Raw genomic sequence first — 17873 nt, forward strand, 5'->3', positions numbered from 1 at the left:
TGGACCACGGGGGTGGTCACGAGGGCATGGACCACGGGGGTGGTCACGAGGGCATGGACCACGGTGGTCACCACATGCACCACGGCGGCTCGGTCGCCGGGTTGGCGATGGCCGACACGGGGCCGGACCGCGACGGGTTGCAGCTCGACGTTCTCACCGTCGCCCTGGGGCCGGTGCTGCTGGGGTGGCCGACCGGGCTCGTGGTGCAGGCCCGGCTGCAGGGCGACGTCGTGGTGGATGCGGAGTCCTCCTGGGTGGACGGTCTGGTCGATGTAGTCGCCGAGCGCGACCGAAATCCTCGGCGCGTCGCGCTGGACCACCTTGCGCACTTCCTGCTTCTGGCGGGCTGGCCGACGGCGTCACGGGAAGCCCGCCGGGCGCGAGACGGACTGGGGGAGCTCGACCCTGCGGCCGTTGCGGCTGCACAGAAGGCCGCCGCACGGCTGGCGCGGCGGGTGGCCCGGTCGCGGACCTTTGCATGGTCGGTCAGCGGGCTGGGCGTGGTCGGCGCGTCGTCCCCCGGCGGCCGGCAGGGAGACGTGCTGGACCGGGTCCGGCGGTGGTGCGCGGTCGCAGCGGGGGAGGCCGGTGACGACGACCTGACCTCCACCCCGGTCGAGGAGCTACCCGTTCTGCTCGAGGGGATGGAGCTCGCCGCCGCGCGGCTGGTCGTAGCCAGCCTGTCGCTCGAACGGCAACCAGCGCCTGCCAGGGGTGAGGGGCTCCATGATTGAGACCGCGACGCTCGCCGCCGCCTGGGGCCTGGTGCCCGCGGTCGTCGCCGTGGTCGCAACCGGTCTGCTGCTGGGCCTGGTGGTGGCCGTGATCGACCAGACCGTGCTCACCGGCGGCGGTGCGGGGTCGGGGTTGAGCCCGCTGCGGGAGGGCACCCGGCTACTTCTCGAGCAGCGGCGCACCACGCTGGCTCCCGATGCGCTGCTCTGGCGGACCGGCGTGATCGCCGTGCCGGTGCTAGCTCTGCTGTCGCTGGCCGTCGTCCCGATTGGCGAACCCACGCTGTGGTCGACCAGCGCTGACCTGGTGTGGTTCAACGCGATGGAGGCGCTGCTGTGGGCCGCGGTGTGGTTGGTCGGCTGGGGGCCCAACGCCGTGCACGCGCTGACCGGCGGCTACCGGTTCTTGGCCCAAGGGCTGGCCTACGAGCTGCCACTGATGTTCGCCCTCATCACCGTCGGCCTGGGCGCGGGTTCGCTGCGCTCCACCGACATCGTGGCCGCGCAAGACGACCTGTGGTTCGTGGTCACGATGCCGGTGGCGTTCGTCGTCTTCCTGGCCGGTGCGGCCGCGTTCTCCTTCTGGGGGCCCTTCGCGGCGCCCGTCGGCGCCGATGTGGCCGGCGGGGTGAGTTCGGAGCTGTCTGGGGTGGACCGGCTGCTCGTGCAGATAGGCCGCGCCGTCTTCTTAGGGGCGTCTGCGGCCATGGCAGCGGCGTTGTTCCTAGGCGCCGGCGCCGGTCCGGTGCTGCCCGGCCCGGTGTGGCACCTGCTCAAAACCCTGGCGGTCGTCGTGGCACTGATTTGGGTGGGCCGGCGGCTCCCGGTACTGCGTCCGGACCGGACCGTCGAGATCGGCTGGATGGTGCTGGTGCCGCTGACCCTGCTGCAGACGCTCGTCGTAGCGGTCCTGGTGCTGACCGACTTCTACGGATGAGAGGGGAGTGAGACGTGCTGACTGAGCTGTCCGGCGGGGCGATCGCGGCGGTCGCGGTGCTCGGCGTGTTGGCGGCGGCCGGCGGGATCGCGGTGTTCGTCGTCGACTCGATGGCCCGGGCCACCTTCGCGCTTCTGGCCTCGTTCCTCGCCGTCGCCGGAATGCTGCTGGTCCTCGACCTGACCTATCTGGCGGTGATCACCGCGCTGATGATGACCATGGAGATGGCCGTCATGGCCGTCTTCATGATCATGTTCATGATGAACCCGGCCGGCCTGATGCCGATGACCATGGTGCACAACACCCGCGGCTCGGCGGCGGTCGGCGTCGGCGCGTTCGCCGTGCTGGTCGTCGGCATCTGGACCGTCGACTGGCCGACCCGAGACGGCGAGCCGCCTGCCGATCCGACCCGTCAGCTGGGCGAGGCGATCATGGGCAGCCACATGCTGGTGATGCTCGTCGTGGGCATCGGGCTGTTCGCCACCATCCTGGCTGGAACAGTGCTGGCTACCGCCCGCGGGCGCTACGACCGGTTCGGTGCTGACTTGAAGGCGTCGCGGCCGGACGACCCGGTGCCCGGAGGGCTGCCGAGGTGAGCGCCGAACTGGTCTTGCAGATCGTGCTGACCGTTGCCGCTGGGCTGATCGGCGTGGGGCTGTTCGGCGCGCTGTCCCAGCAGTCGATCGTCATGGTGATGATGGGCCTGGAGCTGGTACTGGGCGGCGTTCTGGTGGCCGGCGGCGCGGCCTGGTTCTTCTTGGCTCCCGAGCTGCCCGACGCCCAGATGCTGGTCGTCCTCGCCCTGGTGGTCATGGCGGTGGAGATGGCGATGGGGTTCGCGGTCACCATCGCCATCTACCGGACCCGGCAGGTGGACATGGTCGACATGGCCACGGACCTGCGCGGATGAGCCCGGTGTCCTGGGGTGCAGCACTGCTGGGCGGACTGGTGCTGCTTCCCGCCGTCACCGGCGCCGGTCTGCTGATCGGCGGACGGCGCCTGGACCGTACGGCGGGGCCGGTGGCGCTGCTGGTCACGCTGGTCACCGCCGGGCTGGCCGTCGTGGTCGCTGCCGGCCGGCCCGAAGTGTCGGCCCCGTTCCTCGGGATAGTCGAGGGCGGGGACCTGCGGCTGGCCGTGGACGGGCTGTCGGCCGTGCTGGTCGTCCTTGTCGGTGCGGTGGCGCTGCTGGTCACCGCCTTCGCCGTCGTCGACCTCCCCGACGACGCCGCCCGGGCCCGCTTCTTCGGCTACTTGCTGCTCTTCGTCGCAGCGATGCTGACCACCGTGACCGCCACCACCCTGCCGGCGCTGCTGCTGGCCTGGGAGGTGATGGGCGCGACCTCCTACGCGCTGATCGGCTACCGGTGGGCCGAACCCGGCACGCCGACCGACGGCACCCGCGCCTTCCTCACCACCCGGGCCGGGGACCTGGGCCTCTATGTCGCCGCTGGCGCCGCGTTGGCCGGAACCGGCAGCCTTGTGTTGGCCGATCTGGCCACCGCAGACGGGGGCTGGCTGCACATGGCGGCGGCCGGGGTGCTGCTCGCCGCGCTGGGCAAATCCGCCCAGCTGCCGTTCTCCGCGTGGCTGTCCGGGGCGATGTCCGGGCCCAGCCCGGTCAGCGCGCTGCTGCACTCGGCGACCATGGTCGCCGCCGGCGGCTACTTGCTGCTGCGCCTCCAGCCGCTGCTGGCCGCCACCGGCTGGGCAGCGACCGTCACGGCCTGGACTGGCGCGCTGACAGCCCTCCTTCTCGGGGCTGTCGCGGTCGCCCAGACCGACCTGAAACAGCTGCTGGCCGCCAGCACCGCAGCCCAGATCGGGTTCGTCGTCCTGGCCGCCGGAGTGGGGACGACGGCCGGCGGCACCGCGCACCTGGTCGCCCACGCCGCGGTCAAGGCCGGCCTGTTCGTCGCCGCCGGAGCCTGGCTCACCGCGCTGGGCACCAAACAGCTGGCCGACCTGCGCGGCGCCGCCCACCGATATCCCGGGCTCGGCGCCGCCGCCGCCGTCGCCGCGCTCGCGCTGGCCGGGGTGCCACCGCTGGCGCTGTGGGCCACCAAGGACGAGGTGCTCGCCGGGGTAGGCGGCGCCGCCTTGCGGATCGTCGCGCTGGCCGCAGCGGCGGTCTCCGCCGTCTACGCCGGCCGGGTGCTCGCCGTTGTCCTGGCCCGCCCCACAGGGGAGGAGCGGCTCGACACCGAGGAACCCGGCACTCGGCGAGTGCCAGGCTTGGTCCCGGCGGTCGCCGCGGTGTTCGCGATCCTCGCCGCCGCGTTGGGTGCCCTAGCGATCCCCGCCGTCGCCAACGTGCTCAAGGACGTGCTCGGTGCCGAGGGGGAGCCGTCCCCGACGGTGGGAGAGCTGCTGCTCTCCGGTGGGCTGGCCCTGCTCGTGCTGGCGGGCACCGTGGGTCTGCTCCGACGGCGCGCCGATGCCCTGGCCGGACTCGAGCGCAGCCCCCTGGGTTCCTGGGCCGGCCTCGGGCGGCTGCTGTCGGCACGCCCGGCGTTCGCGGTGGCCCGCGCCGCTGCGATCATCGACGACCGCGTCATCGACCGCGCCGTCTGGGCGGTCGCCACCGGGGCCGGACGGCTGGCCAGGCTGGCCTCCCGTGCCGACGACGGCCTGATCGACGGCGCCGTCCGCGGCACCGCCCGCGCCGTCCGCCGGGCCGGGGATGCCGCCCGCCGCCCCCAGACCGGCCTGCTGCACCAGTACTACGCCCAGTCCGTCATAGGCCTGGCCGTCCTGCTCGTCGTCCTGCTGGTGGTGAGGTAGTCGTGCTGCTGTCCCTCGTAATCTTCCTGCCGGTGGTTGTCGCCGCCTTGCTGCTGACCGCCCCCCGGCTCAACGGACGGGTGGCGATCGGGGCCTGGGTGGCCGTCTCCGCCGTCGACCTGGCCTTGATCGGCTGGATGTGGTGGCGCTATGCCGCTGACTCCGAGCCGGGGCCGGCCGGGGTGGTCGACGGGATCGGCTACGAGGTGGACCTGCGCTGGATCCCCACTGTGGACGCCGGCTACCACATCGGGGTCGACGGGCTGTCTCTCCCGCTGCTCGCGCTGACCGGTGTGCTGTTCCTGGCGTGCGCGTTGTGGTCGCTGCGCGAGCCGGACCGGCCACGCACCTACGCGGCGCTGTTCCTCTTCCTGCAGACCGCTTCTCTGGGCACGTTCGCTGCGCTCGACTTGATCCTGTTCTTCGTCTTCTTCGACTTGACCATCGTCGGGATGTACTTCGTCATCGCCGGCTGGGGGCACGGCAATGCCCAGCGCAGCGCGCTGAAGTTCTTCCTCTACACCTTCATCGGCTCACTGGCGTTGCTGATCGGCTTCATCGGGCTGTTCCTCGGCAGCGAGGAGCGCACCTTCGACATGGTCACGCTGGCGCAGAACCCACCGCTGGCCGACTCCCCGGTCGCCGGAGGCCTGGTGCTGCTGGCCATCTTCATCGGGCTAGCGGTCAAGACCCCACTGTTCCCGTTCCACACCTGGCTTCCCGACGCGCACACCGACGCCCCCGCCGCCGGCTCGGCGATCCTGGCTGGGGTACTGCTCAAGCTCGGGACCTACGGCTTCGTGCGGATCGCCATGCCGATCCTGCCCGACGCCTGGTCACGGTGGGCGATGGTCATCGTGGTCGTGGGCGTGGTCAGCGTGCTGTGGGGGGCGTTCGTCGCACTCGCCCAGGCCGACGTCAAGCGGATGATCGCCTATACCTCGGTCAACCACATGGGCTATGTGCTCCTCGGCCTGGGGGCGGCCGGCCTGGTGGCGTCGGCCGACGAAGGCGCCCGCTCGGTCGCAACTGTCGGGGCGGTGTACCAGATGGTCAGCCACGGCCTGCTCACCGGCGCACTGTTCCTGCTCACCGGCGTGCTGTGGTCCCGCGGGCGCAGCTACGCCTTCGACAAGTGGGGCGGCCTCGCCCGCCCGGCCCCGGTCTTCGCCGCCCTGCTCGGGGTCGCCGCCTTCGGCTCGCTGGGCCTGCCGGGGTTCTCGGCGTTCGTCGCGGAGTTCCAGATCCTCGCGGGCGCTCTCCAGGCCGCGCCGGTAGCCACCGTGTTCGCGGTGACCGGAATTCTGGTCACTGCCGGGCTGCTCTTGCTCGCCCTGCAGCGCCTGCTCACCGGCCCGACCCGCGTCCCCGAAGCGAAAGCAGTGATGGCGGACGCCGAACCGGTTCCGGCCGGGTCGGGGGAGACTGCCGTCCTAGACCGCCCCCTGACGACGGGCGCGATGCGGGACGTCTCCACCCGCGAGCTGCTGGTGGTGGGCTCGCTGCTCGTGCTCTCCGTGCTGCTCGGCCTGTTTCCGCGGCCCTTGCTGGACCTGATCGAGCCCGCCGCGGTTGCGGTCGTGCAGCTGGTGGCCCGGTGAACGACATGGGTGGCATGGGGATGGACGCCGGCGGCGAGGCGCTGGCCCTGCTCCCCGAGCTGCTGCTCCTCCTCGGCGCGGTCGGTGGGCTCCTGCTTGGCCTGTGGACCCCGCAGGCCAAGCAGTGGCGCGTCCGGGCGTTCACGGTCCTGGCCTGCCTGGCCAGCGCCGTCGCCGCGACCGTTGCCCTGCCCCGGGAGGCCGAGCGGGTCTTCGAGGGCGTCTGGGTTGTCGACACCACCACCGGCGTCGTGCGGATCACCGTCGCCCTCGGCGTCGCCGTCCTCGTGCTGCTGGCCGGGTCGTCGCTGACCGGGCACCCGCGGGAGACCGAGGCCTACGTACTCATGCTGCTCGGCGGCATCGGCGCCGTCGCGCTGGCTGCCAGCGCGGACCTGTTGCTGTTGATTGCCGCCTACTTGCTGGCCAGCGTCCCGCTCTACGCACTCGCCGGCTTCGCCAAGGACGCCCGCGGCGTCGAGGCCGCGATGAAGTACTACTTGATGGGCGCCTTCGTTGGGGTGCTAATGGTGGTCGGCGTTGCCGCCCTGGTCCTCGCCGACGGCAGCACGAGCTACATCGACCTCGCGGTCGCGCTCCCGGACGCCCCTGCGCCACTGCTCGCCGTCGGGGTGCTCGGCGTCCTGGCCGGGGTGGCGTTCAAGGCCGGCGCGGTGCCGGTGCACTTCTGGGTGCCCGACGTCACCGCCGGCACCACCGCGCCGATGGCCGCCTACTTGACCACCATCCCCAAGCTCGGCGCGGTCGCAGCGGCCTTCCGACTGCTCGCCGAGCCGTTCGCCGCCCTGCCGCTGGACGTGCCGCTCATGGTGGCCCTGATCGCGGCGGCCAGCATGACCCTCGGCAACCTCGCTGCGTTCGCCCAAACCGAGCTGCTACGGCTGCTGGCGTACTCGTCTGTTAGCCAGGTCGGCTACCTGTTCATGGTGGTCGCCGTCGCCGCGCGCACCGACCTCGCGGTACCTGCCTTGGCCGTCTACCTGGTTGCGTACGCGGTCACCAATATCGCCGCCTTCGCCGCTGTCGCCGCCTTGCCGCATGCCCGGACGATTGCCGAATGGGCGCAGGAGGCAGGCCGATCCCGGTGGCTGGTGTTCAGCCTCGTCGTGTGCCTGCTCGGACTGGTCGGCACTCCGCCGACCGCAGTATTCGTCGGCAAGCTGGCCATCTTCGCCGCCACCTGGGACGGGGGACTCGCCTGGCTGGTTGTCGTGGCGGCGATCAACACGGTGGCGAGCCTCTTCTACTACCTCCGCTGGATAGCGCCGGCCGCCGCAAGCGGGAACGCGGGGTCGTCGGCCGGGGAAATCACGCCGCGTGCTAGTCCGGGCACCGTGACCGTCACGGCGCAGAAGGTTGCGGGCACTCCGGCCGTCGTCCTGCACGTGGCCGCGGTGGCGTCGCTGGTGCTCGGCCTTGGGGCGGGGTGGCTCCTACTCGCTTTCCCATCATGAGGCGGGACCGCTCTCCCGGACGCTCCCTGCCTTCTTGATCCCGTAGCAGATAGCAGTGCGGCGCTCGGCCGCTACGGACGTGACGATGAAGCACTAGAGGAGTCCGGGGGGCGACGAGAAGGCTCGCGGATGCGCGCCCGCCCGCGGTCTGCTCTCCACCGTGAGTCCACAGGTCGGCGTGCGTGCACAGATGTGGGACGGCATCGCCCGTTGGCGTGCTCCTCGCTGCTAGACAGCAGGTGCTGCGGGGCAGTGGTCAGCGGGCTGGCAGCGGTTCAGGGAGTCGAGCGATGGAGTTCCGACGATGGCCAAGCCGCGGCGACAACAAGCAGGCGAAGGCAGCATCAGTAAGTACGCGACGAAGGCAGGTCCGCGTTTCCTAATCAAGTTCACCGCCGCGCGGGAGGACGGGACCAAGCGCGAGGAATCGTGTCAGGCGGTGGCGTTCCGACGCCGAGCCGAAAGGCCGAGCATCAACCCGGCGAGCCCGGCCACCAGTCCAGCGATGCTCAGGACGAAGGCCGTGACAGTCAGCCCGGACGTGCCGGAGTCTGCGGTGCCGGCAGCCGTGTCGCCGCCAGCGGCAGCCTCGGTCGCGTTGTCGGAAGTGTCGTCGCTGCCCGTCTCCGCGACCAGGGCCAGGACAGGGGCCGGGTCTTCGGGTTCCTGTCCGTCGATGGTGGGCTCGATCCAGGCCGATTCGCTGCCGTCGTCGTAGATCTGGATGATCGGCAGGGTGAGCTCCTCGACGTCAGGGAACGGGCCGCCGCTGAAGGAGAAGGTCTGGTACTGCCCTGGGCCGATGCCAGCGCCGGGCTCGGCAGTCCACGTGATTTCGGTGACCGCTTCGCTGACCTCGGTGCCGTGCACGTCGACCGGGGGATCGATGGAGCTCCGCGTGAGGGTGGCGGTCCATCCCGGGATGGGCTTGGTCCGCAGCGACGCCAGGGGCGTGTCTCTCGAGATCTGGACCCGCAGCGTGGTCGTAGAGGCGGTGTCGCTCTCGTTGGGCACGCGGAACGTGACTTCCCCAAATCCGCCGGGAGCGGCGTCCGCGGAACTCACGCCGATATGGGCGGAGGCAACACCCCCTCCGACCGTCAGGGCGGCGGTGATGGCGGCCAGGGAGACGGTCAGCATGCGGGTCGCGCGCGGAAGCACGGCGAGCTCCATTCTCGTGAAGGGACCGGCATGTCGCCGAACCGGATTGTCGACGCATTGGTCGGTCCGGCCTGGTGGTTGGTTCCCGGTCGTGGACCGATGTGAGGTACGGCACCGGCAGCTCTTGCACCCGTCCGTGCTCACAACGGCGGCCAGGTGGATGTGGACAGAACCAGTCGCCACGCACGGCGGCGCGGCAGCCTTGCAGCACGCTACAGCTTGCTACTATCCGCTGTAGTACCGGCGCTCAGCTGGAGTGCTCAGCACGGAGGGCCGACGCCCTGTGACCGACTGGGAGACAGCGCATGACCCGAGTCGCCGCGACGCTCGTCCACCTCGCCGCCGCTCTAGGGGCCGTGGTTCTCCTCGTCGGCTGCTCGACTGATCCGGCCGACCCCGGCGCCAACAGGGCGTCCGCCAACAGCCCCGACGTGGACCAGGCGCCAGGCAGTAGCTCCACAGCTGTGCGAGAGGCCTTTAACAACGCTGACGTGACCTTCGTGCAGGGCGCGATTCCGCAACAGCACGGCGCCCTGGCCGCGGCCCAGCTCGCTGAGGGGCGGGCCGGCGATGCGCGGGTGCACAGCCTCAGTAGGCGGATCGAGGCGGCACAGAAGTCCGACGTCGAGACGATGGCGGGTTGGCTGTTCGAGTGGGGTGAACCCCTGCCCGAAGATCAGGATCTTGCGAACCATGGGCCTGACGACATCGTCGATGGACCCGGATGGGGGAGCCCGTTCGACGAGGCGTTGGCCCGACTTGAGGTCGCCAGGGGCGTCGACTTCGACCGCTTGCTCCTCCAGGCGATGGTGCAGAGTCACCAGAACGCCGTCGACATGGCCGAGACCGAAATCGCCGAAGGGGCCTACCCCGCCGCGGTGGCTCTTGCTCGCGACATCGTCCGGTTCCGAACTGCGGAGATCGAGGAGATGAAGGCGCTCCTGGTCGACCTCGGCGGCTGACCTATGAGCAAGGCTCCCGTCTAAGGCCGGGAAGGCCAGCGGCCCCTGCCGATGCTGGCAGCCCGAATCGCTCGCACCACGTCCGTCCCCCTGCATCCCTTGACCAGAAAGCCGGTGGCTCCCGCCTCGCGCGCGGCGCGCACCAAGGTGGGGGTGGACTCGGCACTGAACATCAGGACGCGGACGTCGGGTCGCTCGTCGGCCAGCAAGCGTGCTGCCTCGAGCCCAGAGCTGTTCGGCATGGACACGTCCATGAGTACGACGTCGGGGCGGACTCTTTTCGCCATCTCGACGGCCTCGTGCCCATCCACGGCTTCCCCGACGGCAGCTATTCCTTCGGTCTCGCGCAGCAGGTCGAGGACGGCGGCTCGCACGGCGGGATGGTCGTCGGCGATCAGCACGCGAATCATCCGCTTCCTCCGTAGTGCGAATCGAACCGGCGCCGACAGGCGGTGGGCCGGGCGGCCCCGCGACGGCTTGGCGGTCAGGTGGGGTCGGGGTCGTTCGGCCCCTGGCGCTTGCCGCTGCCCGGGACGAGCTCGCTGACCCCGGCGTAGGGCTGGTGGCGCTTGCCGGCGTGCGCCTCGTCCTGGAGCCGGTCGATCAGGTGCGGGTAGTGGGCCTCGAACGCGGGGCGCTCGGAGCGGATCCGGGGGATCTCCACGAAGTTGTGCCGCGGCGGCGGGGAGGAGGTTGCCCATTCCAGGGAGTTGCCGTGGCCCCACGGGTCATCGCGCAGGGCGAGCTTCCCGTACTTCCAGGACCGCACCACGTTGTAGATGAACGGGATCACCGAGGCCCCCAGCACGAAGCTGAAGATCGTGGAGATCATGTTCAGCGTGGTGAAGCTGTCGGTGGGCAGGTAGTCCACGTAGCGGCGCGGCATGCCCTGCGCCCCGAGCCAGTGCTGCACCAGGAACGTGCCGTGGAAGCCCACGAACGTCATCCAGAACTGCAGCTTGGACAGCCGCTCGTCCATCATCCGGCCGCACATCTTGGGGAACCAGAACGCCACCCCGGCGTAGGCGGCGAACACCACGGTGCCGAACACCACGTAGTGGAAGTGCGCGACCACGAAGTAGGAGTCCGACACGTGCCAGTCCAGCGGCGGGGAGGCCAGCAGCACACCGGTCAGCCCACCGAGCAGGAAGGTGACCAGGAACCCGACCGACCACAGCATCGGGGACTCGAAGGTCATCTGGCCGCGCCACATGGTGCCGATCCAGTTGAAGAACTTCAGCCCCGTGGGCACCGCGATCAGGTAGGTGAGGAAAGCGAAGAACGGCAGCAGCACCGCCCCGGTGGCGTACATGTGGTGGGCCCACACCGCCAGGGAGAGGAAGCCGATGGCCAGCGTCGCGCCGACCATGCCCTTGTAGCCGAACAGCGGCTTGCGGGCAAACACCGGGATGATCTCGGTGATGATGCCGAAGAACGGCAGCGCGATGATGTAGACCTCGGGGTGGCCGAAGAACCAGAACAGGTGTTGCCACAGGATCGGGCCGCCGTTCTCGGCGGAGAAGATCAACGAACCTAGATTCCGGTCGGCCAGCAGCGCGAGCAGCGCCGCGGTGAGGATCGGGAAGGCCAGCAGGATCAGGATGGACGTGACCAGAGCATTCCAGGTGAAGATCGGCATCCGGAACATCGTCATGCCCGGCGCGCGCAGGCAGACGATCGTGGCGATGAAGTTGACGCCACCGAGGATCGTGCCGAGACCGGAGACGGCCAGGCCGCCGATCCACAGGTTCGCGCCGACACCGGGGGTGTGCACGACGTCGGACAGTGGCGTGTAGGCCGTCCACCCGAAGTCCGGGGCGCCACCGGGGGTGAGGAACGAGGACACCACCATCGTGGACCCGAAGAGGAACAGCCAAAAAGACAGCGCGTTCAACCGGGGGAACGCCACATCCGGCGCACCGATCTGCAGCGGCATGATCAGGTTGGTGAACGCGAAGAACAGCGGCGTCGCGAACATCAGCAGCATCAGCGTGCCGTGCATCGTGAACAGCTGGTTGTACTGCTCCGGGGACAGGAACTGCAGCTCCGGGCGACCCAGCTCGGCCCGGATCAGCATGGCCATCAGGCCACCCAGGATGAAGAACACGAAAGCCGTAACCATGTACATCAGGCCGATCGTCTTGTGATCGGTCGTCCGCAGCAGGTTCGACAGGCGCGTCCCCTTGGTCGGCGTGGGGACCAGACCGGGTCGGGAGACAATCGGAGCGGGGGCGATCGTCACCGTCGCGACTCACTTCCACGAGTGGGCTGTGGCAACCGGCTGTGCGGGGAGCAAGCGGTCGCCCTCTAAGCTGGATAGTAGACACGTCTCCTAGCTAGAGTCGTAGATCGAGGGGCTGAACGCCCCAGGCGGGCCCATCCAGTGGATCTGCGCAGCTCGAGCACGGGAAAGAAGGCGCGCGTGCGACCGTTCGGAGACCTCGAGGCAGCGATCATGGCCGAGCTCTGGGATCGGGGGCAGCCGGCGACTGTGCGGGACGTCCTTGCGGCGCTCAACGGGACTCGAAGCCTGGCCTACATCACCGTCATGACGGTGATGGACAACCTGCACCGCAAGGGGCAACTCGGGCGAGAGATGACCGGGCGCGCCTGGCTGTATCGACCGATCCGTACGCGGGCCGAGCACGCGGCGGCTCTGCTGCAGGACGTGCTCGCGGACGCAGGAGACAGGCAGGCAGCGCTGATTCACTTCGTCGCCGACCTGGACTCCGACAGCGTCAGCCAGCTGCGGTCCGCGGTCGAGGCCGCTCGTCGGCGGGAGAACCAGACGCGAGGCGACACGGCGTGATCGCCGGCCTGAGCCTGCTCGCGACCGCGAGCGTGGTCCTTGCGTTAGGACCACGCCTGGCGACCACGCCCTGGACTCAGCAGGCACCTCGCCTGGCCATCATGACGTGGCAGGCCTTGACGGTGAGCGTTGTCGTCACGGTAGCGCTCGCTGGCGTGACGATGCTGATCCCGCTCACCGCTCTGGCCGGTGGTCTCGGTGGAATGGTGCACGCCTGCGCCGAGAGCATCACCGCGGCCTACGGCTCATCCCAGTTCCTGCCGGTCAAGCTGGTGGGCGCCGTCCTTGCGGGTGCTCTGCCGATATGGGTCGTCGTCTGCGCTGTCCGGGTCCTCTGCTCAGGCTGGCGGGATCGTCGTCGACTGCACCGCTCGCTTCGCCTGGTGAGCAGGGATGCCCTTCATGGCGTGGCGGTCATCGACTCGCCTGCTGCGGCTGCGTTCTGCGTTCCCGGTCGCAACGGGCAGATCGTCATCACGCGTGGAGCCCTCGACCGACTGTCGTCGCGCGAGCTGGACAGCGTCTTGGCGCATGAGGCGGCGCACCTTCGGGAGCGGCACATCTGGGCCCTCGCCCTGTCGGAGGTGCTGGCCACCGCCTTCCCCGGCGTCCGCCTCTTCGAGGTTGCTCGAGGTGAGACGCGTCAGCTCATCGAGCTGATGGCCGACGACGCCGCGGCCCGACAGGTGGACCGCGTCAGCGTGGCCTCGGCGATCGTCAGCTTGGTCGAGATGAGGGCCCCGACGTCCGCGCTGGCCATGGCGCAGGACGCGGCCGTGCTACGGGTCTCGCGGCTGCTCGATCCCCGGCCGCCGTTGGAGCCGTGGCGCTACCGGGCCGCGGCCTTCGGCGCCTCCGCTGTCATCCTGGTCCCGTTGCTCATCGCGGGATATCCGGCCCTGTGCGCGGCCCTCAGCGACCTCTGCAACATCTGATGGGGTCCACCTCGTCGCCCGGCATCCCTCGTCGGGCCGTCCTGATCGGCGGCTTGGCCGGCCTGGGGACGCTGGCGCTGGCTGCCTGCGGTGGCGACAGCAAAGCCCCGGAGAGCTCGGACGACGCGCCTCAGGGTGACGTGACGGTGCAGCCTGACGGTGCGCAGGAAATTACTGTGGTGGTCCGCGACGACTACGTCTTCTACCCATCGGCATTCACCGTCACCACCGGACTGGTCCGCATCACCGTGACGAGCGAAGCCGAGCAGATGGTCCACAACCTCGTGTTCACGCCCGGCGCCGGCCCCGTTGAGATCGACGAGGGGATCTCCATCCTTCCCGCGGGCACCACGGACACCTTCGAGTTCACCGTCGAGCGGCCCGGCGACTACGGGTTCGAGTGCTCGTTCCACGCCGCGCTCGGACAGATCGGCACGATGACCGTCACGGCGGTCTGAGCCCGCCGGTCACTCGTGGGCGATGGCCTCGTGGGACGCATGTGCCCGGGCCTCGAGCTGGAAGGTCGAGTGCTCGACGCTGACGGGGAAGTGGCCGGCCAGGCACTCCTGCAACTGATCGAGAAGCTGCGGGGCATGTCCATCCGTGAAGCACAGGTCCTCGATGACCACGTGCGCGGTGAGGACGGGCAGCCCGCTGGTGATCTGCGAGGCGTGCAGCTCGTGGACCTCGAGCACATGCGGTACGCCGAGCAGGTGCCTGCGGACCTCGTCAAGATCCAGCCCGGGTGGGGTCGCCTCGAGGAGCACGGACACGGTCTCGCGCAGCAGCTTGATGGTGCGGGGCACGATCAGGACAGCGATGAGCAGGGAAGCCACGGCGTCGGCCTGTTGCCAGCCCGTCAGCATGATCACGAGGGCGGCGACCACCACCGCGACCGAGCCGAAGGCGTCGTTCAGCACCTCGAGGAACGCGGCCCGCATGTTCACGTTGTCGCTGCGCCCGCCCCTGGTCAGAACCAGGATTCCGATCGCGTTCGCCGCGAGACCGACGATGCCGAAGATGATGACCCCGGTCGTGGCGATCTCCGGAGGTTCGAAGAGGCGACGGATGCCTTCGATGAGGATGTAGGTGCCGACGACGAACAGGGCCGCTGCCTGCACGGTGGCGCCGAGGACCTCGGCGCGCCGGTATCCCCAGGTGCGCGTGGCTGTGGCCGGTCGCATCGCCAGGCTCGCGGCGATCAACGCGATGGCCAGACCGCCGGCGTCGGTGAGCATGTGCCCGGCGTCGGCCAGCAGTGCCAGGCTGCCGGTCAGCAGCGCGCCGACGACTTCGACGACGAGCACCGTCGCGGTGAGCCCGAGGACGACGGCGAGTCGGCGCCGATGGTCGCTCGGACTCCCCGCTCCGGCGCCGCCGTGCGAGTGCCCGTGTTCGCCGCTCATCGGATCCTCGCCTCCGCGGGCGCGGGTAGGCGGCCGACGCCGGGGACGAACCGTCCGGTAGTCGACGCGTAGGTCCGGTAGCGCCTGGGGTGTGCGGCGAGCAGGTACGGCTCCTCGATGAGTCGCACCTGAAGTTCCACCGCAACCGTCAAGCACACGAGCGCCACGACCGACAGCCACGTGGGGACCATGAGCGTCAGCCCGGCCTGGGTGGCGACCATGGCGGTGAAGATCGGGTTGCGGACGAGTGCGAACAGGCCGCCGGTCACGAGATCGGTGCGCTCGGACTCGTCGACGCCGATCCGCCACGACGTCCCCATGCCGGATTGCGCCAGCACCACCCCGATGAAGCCCGCGATCACCAGCAGGAGTCCGACGACCGCCATCGCCGAGACGTCGTCACCCGCGGGCGGTGCGACGACGCCGGCTACGGCCAGCACCAGGGACGCGGCGCTCACCACCAGCGCGAGCACGAACAGGACGCCTGCCCACCAGCGCAGCGAACCTGGAGTGCCCGAGATGCCGTGGAAACCGGAACTGCCGGTGCGCCGGATCTGCACCGCGGTGCGCACCCCGAACACGACCACGAGCGCGACCAGGTAGAGCACGAGCGCGGCGGTGCTCATGACGCGGACCCAGCGCAGCAGGAGCAGCCGGGCGAACAGCCGCAGTCGTCGTCCGCGGAGTTTGCCGCGGTGGGGCGGAGGGCTGCGGCAGGGGAGCAGCAGGCGTCCCCTGCCCAGGCTTCCCTGCCCTCCTTCACGGCCACCGCCGCGATCACGAGCGCGGCGATCGGGTCCGCCCACGACCAGCCGAACAGGCTGTTGAGAGCCAGCCCCACCAGGAGCACCGCCGACAGATAGGTGCACAGCAGCGTCTGCTTGGAGTCGGCCACCGCCGACGCGGACCCGAGTTCCCGTCCCGCGCGGCGCTGCAGGTAGGACAGCACCGGCATGATGGCCAGGCTCAGCGCGGCGAGCACCAGTCCGACGGAGGAGTGCTTGGCCTCGCTGGAACCCAGCAGGGTGCGCACGGCATCGACGGTGACGAAGGTGGCCAGGGCGAAGAAGGAGACGGCAATGACCTTGAGCGCGATCTTCTCCCGCGCCTCCGGGTCGCGGCCGGCGAACTGCCAGGCCACCGCTGCAGCCGAGGCCACCTCGATGATCGAGTCGAGCCCGAATCCGATGAGCGCGGACGACGAGGCGGCCGCGCCCGCGCTGAGCGCGACCACCGCTTCGATCACGTTGTAGGTGATCGTGAGGGCGACGAAGAGCCGGATTCGACGGGTCAGCAGGGCGCGGCGGTCAAGGCTCGGCGCGCTCACCGCGTTGGATGTCGTCAGGTGCAGGTCTTGCGTGCTCATCAGCAGCACTCCTCATCGGGAGCCAGCAGGCATGCCTCGGGGTCGACCGCCAGGACGACGCCCAGGAGGTCACCGAGAGCGTGGGCCAGGCGGGAGTCGGCCAGCTCATAGCGCGACCGCCGTCCCTCGGGGACGGCGACGACCAAGCCACAGCCCCGCAGGCAGGACAGGTGGTTGGAGAGGTTCTGTCGTGTCACGCCCAGCAGTTCGGCGAGCTCCGAGGGGTAGCCGGGCCCTTCGCGTAGCGCCAGCAACAACCGGGCGCGTGTCGGATCGGACAGGGCGTGACCGAAGCGGGAGAGGACCTCGGCATGGAGGACGGGCATCACGGGCAAGACTGTACAGCGATTGCTGAATACAGCCAAGCCTGTCTGCTCAGCTCGTCGCGATGAGCTCGAGGTCTTGAGCGATCTCAGCGGATGTGTCCCCCGCGGAGAACATCACGCGGGCGACATCGTCAGCCCCGAACAGCAGCAGGCTGGTCGCGTGCATCTCGCCGTTCGACTCGGCCAGCGGCACGCCGGCCGCGGACTGGGCGGCCTCGACGGCGGCCTGCGAGCCGGTCAGGCCGACGAATCGGTTGGGCAGGCCCTGGTCGAAACGGGCGAGGTAGTTGCCGAGGAACTCCGGGGTGTCGCGGGCGGGGTCCGTGGTGGCGAATACGACCTGCGTCTGCGCGGCCACCTCATCCGGAACTGACTTCAGTGCCAGGGCGACGTCGGCCATCGTCGTCGGGCAGATGTCGGGGCAGTTCGCGTAGCCGAAGAACAACAGCGTCGGCGTGCCCGCGGTCTCCTGTGCGAAGGCGAACTCCGCCCCGTCCTGGTCGGTCAGGACGAAGTCCGGCCGCGGCTGGCCGTCCGCAATCTCTCGGCCGGCATAGGGCCCCTCGTTCGCGGAACTCGACACCGACGCGACGTGTCCCGCGGTGTGGTCCTCCTCGCCGCCCCCGCAACCGGTCAGAGCGAGGGCGCAGGCGAGGCCGAGAGTCGGGATGGCGGAGAGGACGGAGCGACGACTAGGCACGGTAGTAGTCTAGGACCTCGTCATGAGGTGGCCGCGCTTGGTCGAAGCGGGCGGCTAGATGTCGACGCCACGTTCGCGCAGCCATCCGGTCGGGTTGACGCGCTGCCCGTTGAGCCCGCCTTCGAAGACCTCGAAGTGCAGGTGCGGTCCGGTCGACTGTCCCCGATTGCCGAGCAGTGCGATGGTCTCGCCCGCGCGGACCGTCTGCCCCTTCTCCACAGTGATCTTGTCCATGTGCCCGTAGACGGTGACGTCGCCGTTGTCATGAAGGATGTAGACCGCCAGTCCGAATCCCTGGGCAGCACCGGCGCGCAGGACGACTCCATCGGCGGCGGCGTACTCCGGGGTCCTCATCGGTGCGGCGATGTCCAGGCCGTAGTGCATGCCGCCCCACCGGCTGCCGTAGGAGCTGGTGAGTCGACCGTTGACCGGCATCACGGCCCTGGGGCGGGTGGCCTCCTCGCGAGCGGCTCGGGATGCCGCGAGTTCCTGGGCGCGGACGGCAATCTCTGCCTCGGCGATCTGTGGTCGCGGGTCGACCTCGGCCGGGACATCCCATGGGCCGTCGCCCAGCAGCGTCATGGAGGAAGACGTCTCGTGAGCGTGTGCGACCGGCGCGCCCAGTCCCCAGCCCCCCTCCCAGAGGCTTGCGGCGATCGCTCCGACGACGACTGTCG

20 protein-coding genes are annotated in these 17873 nt (G+C 69.9%); 11 read left to right on the top strand and 9 right to left on the bottom strand.

What is annotated here, in order from left to right:
• The 7 genes from BLS70_RS19060 to BLS70_RS19090 form a co-directional block, all read left to right on the top strand.
• On the top strand, positions 1 to 734 hold a 734-nt coding region (locus BLS70_RS19060; protein WP_091771211.1), incomplete at its 5' end, for a hypothetical protein.
• Positions 727 to 1671, top strand: coding sequence for an NADH-quinone oxidoreductase subunit H (locus BLS70_RS19065; RefSeq protein WP_091771213.1), 945 nt, complete (start codon positions 727 to 729; stop codon positions 1669 to 1671). The genes BLS70_RS19060 and BLS70_RS19065, both read left to right, overlap by 8 nt.
• Before the next feature lie 14 nt (positions 1672 to 1685).
• Complete coding sequence (locus tag BLS70_RS19070) at positions 1686 to 2267, top strand: NADH-quinone oxidoreductase subunit J (RefSeq protein WP_091771215.1); 582 nt, start codon at positions 1686 to 1688, stop codon at positions 2265 to 2267.
• Positions 2264 to 2581 carry an NADH-quinone oxidoreductase subunit NuoK gene (locus BLS70_RS19075; protein ID WP_218122512.1) on the top strand — a complete coding sequence of 106 codons (318 nt, stop codon included), beginning with the start codon at positions 2264 to 2266 and terminating at the stop codon, positions 2579 to 2581. Before BLS70_RS19070 ends, BLS70_RS19075 begins: the two co-directional genes overlap by 4 nt.
• Positions 2578 to 4455, top strand: coding sequence for a proton-conducting transporter transmembrane domain-containing protein (locus tag BLS70_RS19080; protein WP_091771217.1), 1878 nt, complete (start codon positions 2578 to 2580; stop codon positions 4453 to 4455). Before BLS70_RS19075 ends, BLS70_RS19080 begins: the two co-directional genes overlap by 4 nt.
• Before the next feature lie 2 nt (positions 4456 to 4457).
• Positions 4458 to 6056, top strand: a complete 1599-nt coding sequence (locus BLS70_RS19085; RefSeq protein ID WP_176946498.1) for a complex I subunit 4 family protein — start codon at positions 4458 to 4460, stop codon at positions 6054 to 6056.
• Positions 6057 to 6061: 5 nt separating this feature from the next.
• A complete protein-coding gene (locus BLS70_RS19090; protein WP_091771505.1) occupies positions 6062 to 7531 on the top strand; it encodes an NADH-quinone oxidoreductase subunit N in 1470 nt (489 codons plus the stop codon).
• Between the two features lie 432 nt (positions 7532 to 7963).
• On the opposite strand, the gene BLS70_RS19095 is transcribed toward BLS70_RS19090, so the two are convergent.
• Positions 7964 to 8704 carry a YcnI family copper-binding membrane protein gene (locus BLS70_RS19095; protein ID WP_218122513.1) on the bottom strand — a complete coding sequence of 247 codons (741 nt, stop codon included), beginning with the start codon at positions 8702 to 8704 and terminating at the stop codon, positions 7964 to 7966.
• A 293-nt stretch (positions 8705 to 8997) separates the two neighbouring features.
• Here BLS70_RS19095 and BLS70_RS19100 point away from each other — a divergent pair, with 293 nt between their 5' ends.
• Positions 8998 to 9654, top strand: a complete 657-nt coding sequence (locus tag BLS70_RS19100) for a DUF305 domain-containing protein (RefSeq protein WP_091771219.1) — start codon at positions 8998 to 9000, stop codon at positions 9652 to 9654.
• Between the two features lie 20 nt (positions 9655 to 9674).
• Here the strand turns inward: BLS70_RS19100 and BLS70_RS19105 are convergent, their stop codons facing one another.
• On the bottom strand, positions 9675 to 10064 hold the full coding sequence (locus BLS70_RS19105) for a response regulator (RefSeq protein WP_091771221.1): 390 nt from the start codon (positions 10062 to 10064) through the stop codon (positions 9675 to 9677).
• Between the two features lie 74 nt (positions 10065 to 10138).
• Positions 10139 to 11896 carry an aa3-type cytochrome oxidase subunit I gene (gene ctaD, locus BLS70_RS19110; protein WP_091771223.1) on the bottom strand — a complete coding sequence of 586 codons (1758 nt, stop codon included), beginning with the start codon at positions 11894 to 11896 and terminating at the stop codon, positions 10139 to 10141.
• 141 nt (positions 11897 to 12037) lie between these two features.
• On the opposite strand from ctaD, the gene BLS70_RS19115 reads away from it, so the two are divergent.
• The 3 genes from BLS70_RS19115 to BLS70_RS19125 are packed head-to-tail and all read left to right on the top strand — an operon-like array spanning position 12038 to position 13856.
• Positions 12038 to 12463, top strand: coding sequence for a BlaI/MecI/CopY family transcriptional regulator (locus BLS70_RS19115; protein WP_255362589.1), 426 nt, complete (start codon positions 12038 to 12040; stop codon positions 12461 to 12463).
• Positions 12460 to 13398 carry a M56 family metallopeptidase gene (locus tag BLS70_RS19120; RefSeq protein WP_091771228.1) on the top strand — a complete coding sequence of 313 codons (939 nt, stop codon included), beginning with the start codon at positions 12460 to 12462 and terminating at the stop codon, positions 13396 to 13398. Before BLS70_RS19115 ends, BLS70_RS19120 begins: the two co-directional genes overlap by 4 nt.
• Positions 13398 to 13856 (top strand): plastocyanin/azurin family copper-binding protein, encoded by a 459-nt coding sequence (locus BLS70_RS19125; protein WP_091771230.1) that lies wholly within the window; start codon positions 13398 to 13400, stop codon positions 13854 to 13856. Before BLS70_RS19120 ends, BLS70_RS19125 begins: the two co-directional genes overlap by 1 nt.
• A gap of 9 nt (positions 13857 to 13865) precedes the next feature.
• Here BLS70_RS19125 and BLS70_RS19130 read toward each other — a convergent pair whose 3' ends face one another.
• From BLS70_RS19130 to BLS70_RS19155, 6 genes are read right to left on the bottom strand one after another with little or no spacing between them, the layout of a single operon-like run.
• Positions 13866 to 14804, bottom strand: a complete 939-nt coding sequence (locus tag BLS70_RS19130; protein WP_091771232.1) for a cation diffusion facilitator family transporter — start codon at positions 14802 to 14804, stop codon at positions 13866 to 13868.
• Entirely contained in the window at positions 14801 to 15430 is a 630-nt protein-coding gene (locus BLS70_RS19135) for a methyltransferase family protein (RefSeq protein ID WP_091771234.1), read from the bottom strand. Before BLS70_RS19135 ends, BLS70_RS19130 begins: the two co-directional genes overlap by 4 nt.
• Positions 15427 to 16170, bottom strand: coding sequence for a cation efflux transmembrane domain-containing protein (locus BLS70_RS19140; protein ID WP_091771512.1), 744 nt, complete (start codon positions 16168 to 16170; stop codon positions 15427 to 15429). Before BLS70_RS19140 ends, BLS70_RS19135 begins: the two co-directional genes overlap by 4 nt.
• On the bottom strand, positions 16170 to 16496 hold the full coding sequence (locus tag BLS70_RS19145) for an ArsR/SmtB family transcription factor (RefSeq protein WP_091771510.1): 327 nt from the start codon (positions 16494 to 16496) through the stop codon (positions 16170 to 16172). The genes BLS70_RS19140 and BLS70_RS19145 overlap by 1 nt, the downstream gene beginning before the upstream one ends.
• A 49-nt stretch (positions 16497 to 16545) precedes the next feature.
• Positions 16546 to 17196, bottom strand: coding sequence for an SCO family protein (locus BLS70_RS19150; RefSeq protein ID WP_091771236.1), 651 nt, complete (start codon positions 17194 to 17196; stop codon positions 16546 to 16548).
• A gap of 54 nt (positions 17197 to 17250) precedes the next feature.
• The gene (locus BLS70_RS19155; RefSeq protein WP_255362590.1) at positions 17251 to 17778 is read right to left on the bottom strand and encodes a M23 family metallopeptidase; all 528 of its coding nucleotides are present in this window, start codon (positions 17776 to 17778) and stop codon (positions 17251 to 17253) included.
• Positions 17779 to 17873 lie beyond the last annotated feature (95 nt).

Origin of the sequence: Blastococcus aurantiacus (assembly GCF_900102425.1) — a bacterium.
Classification (GTDB): Bacteria; Actinomycetota; Actinomycetes; order Mycobacteriales; family Geodermatophilaceae; genus Blastococcus; species Blastococcus aurantiacus.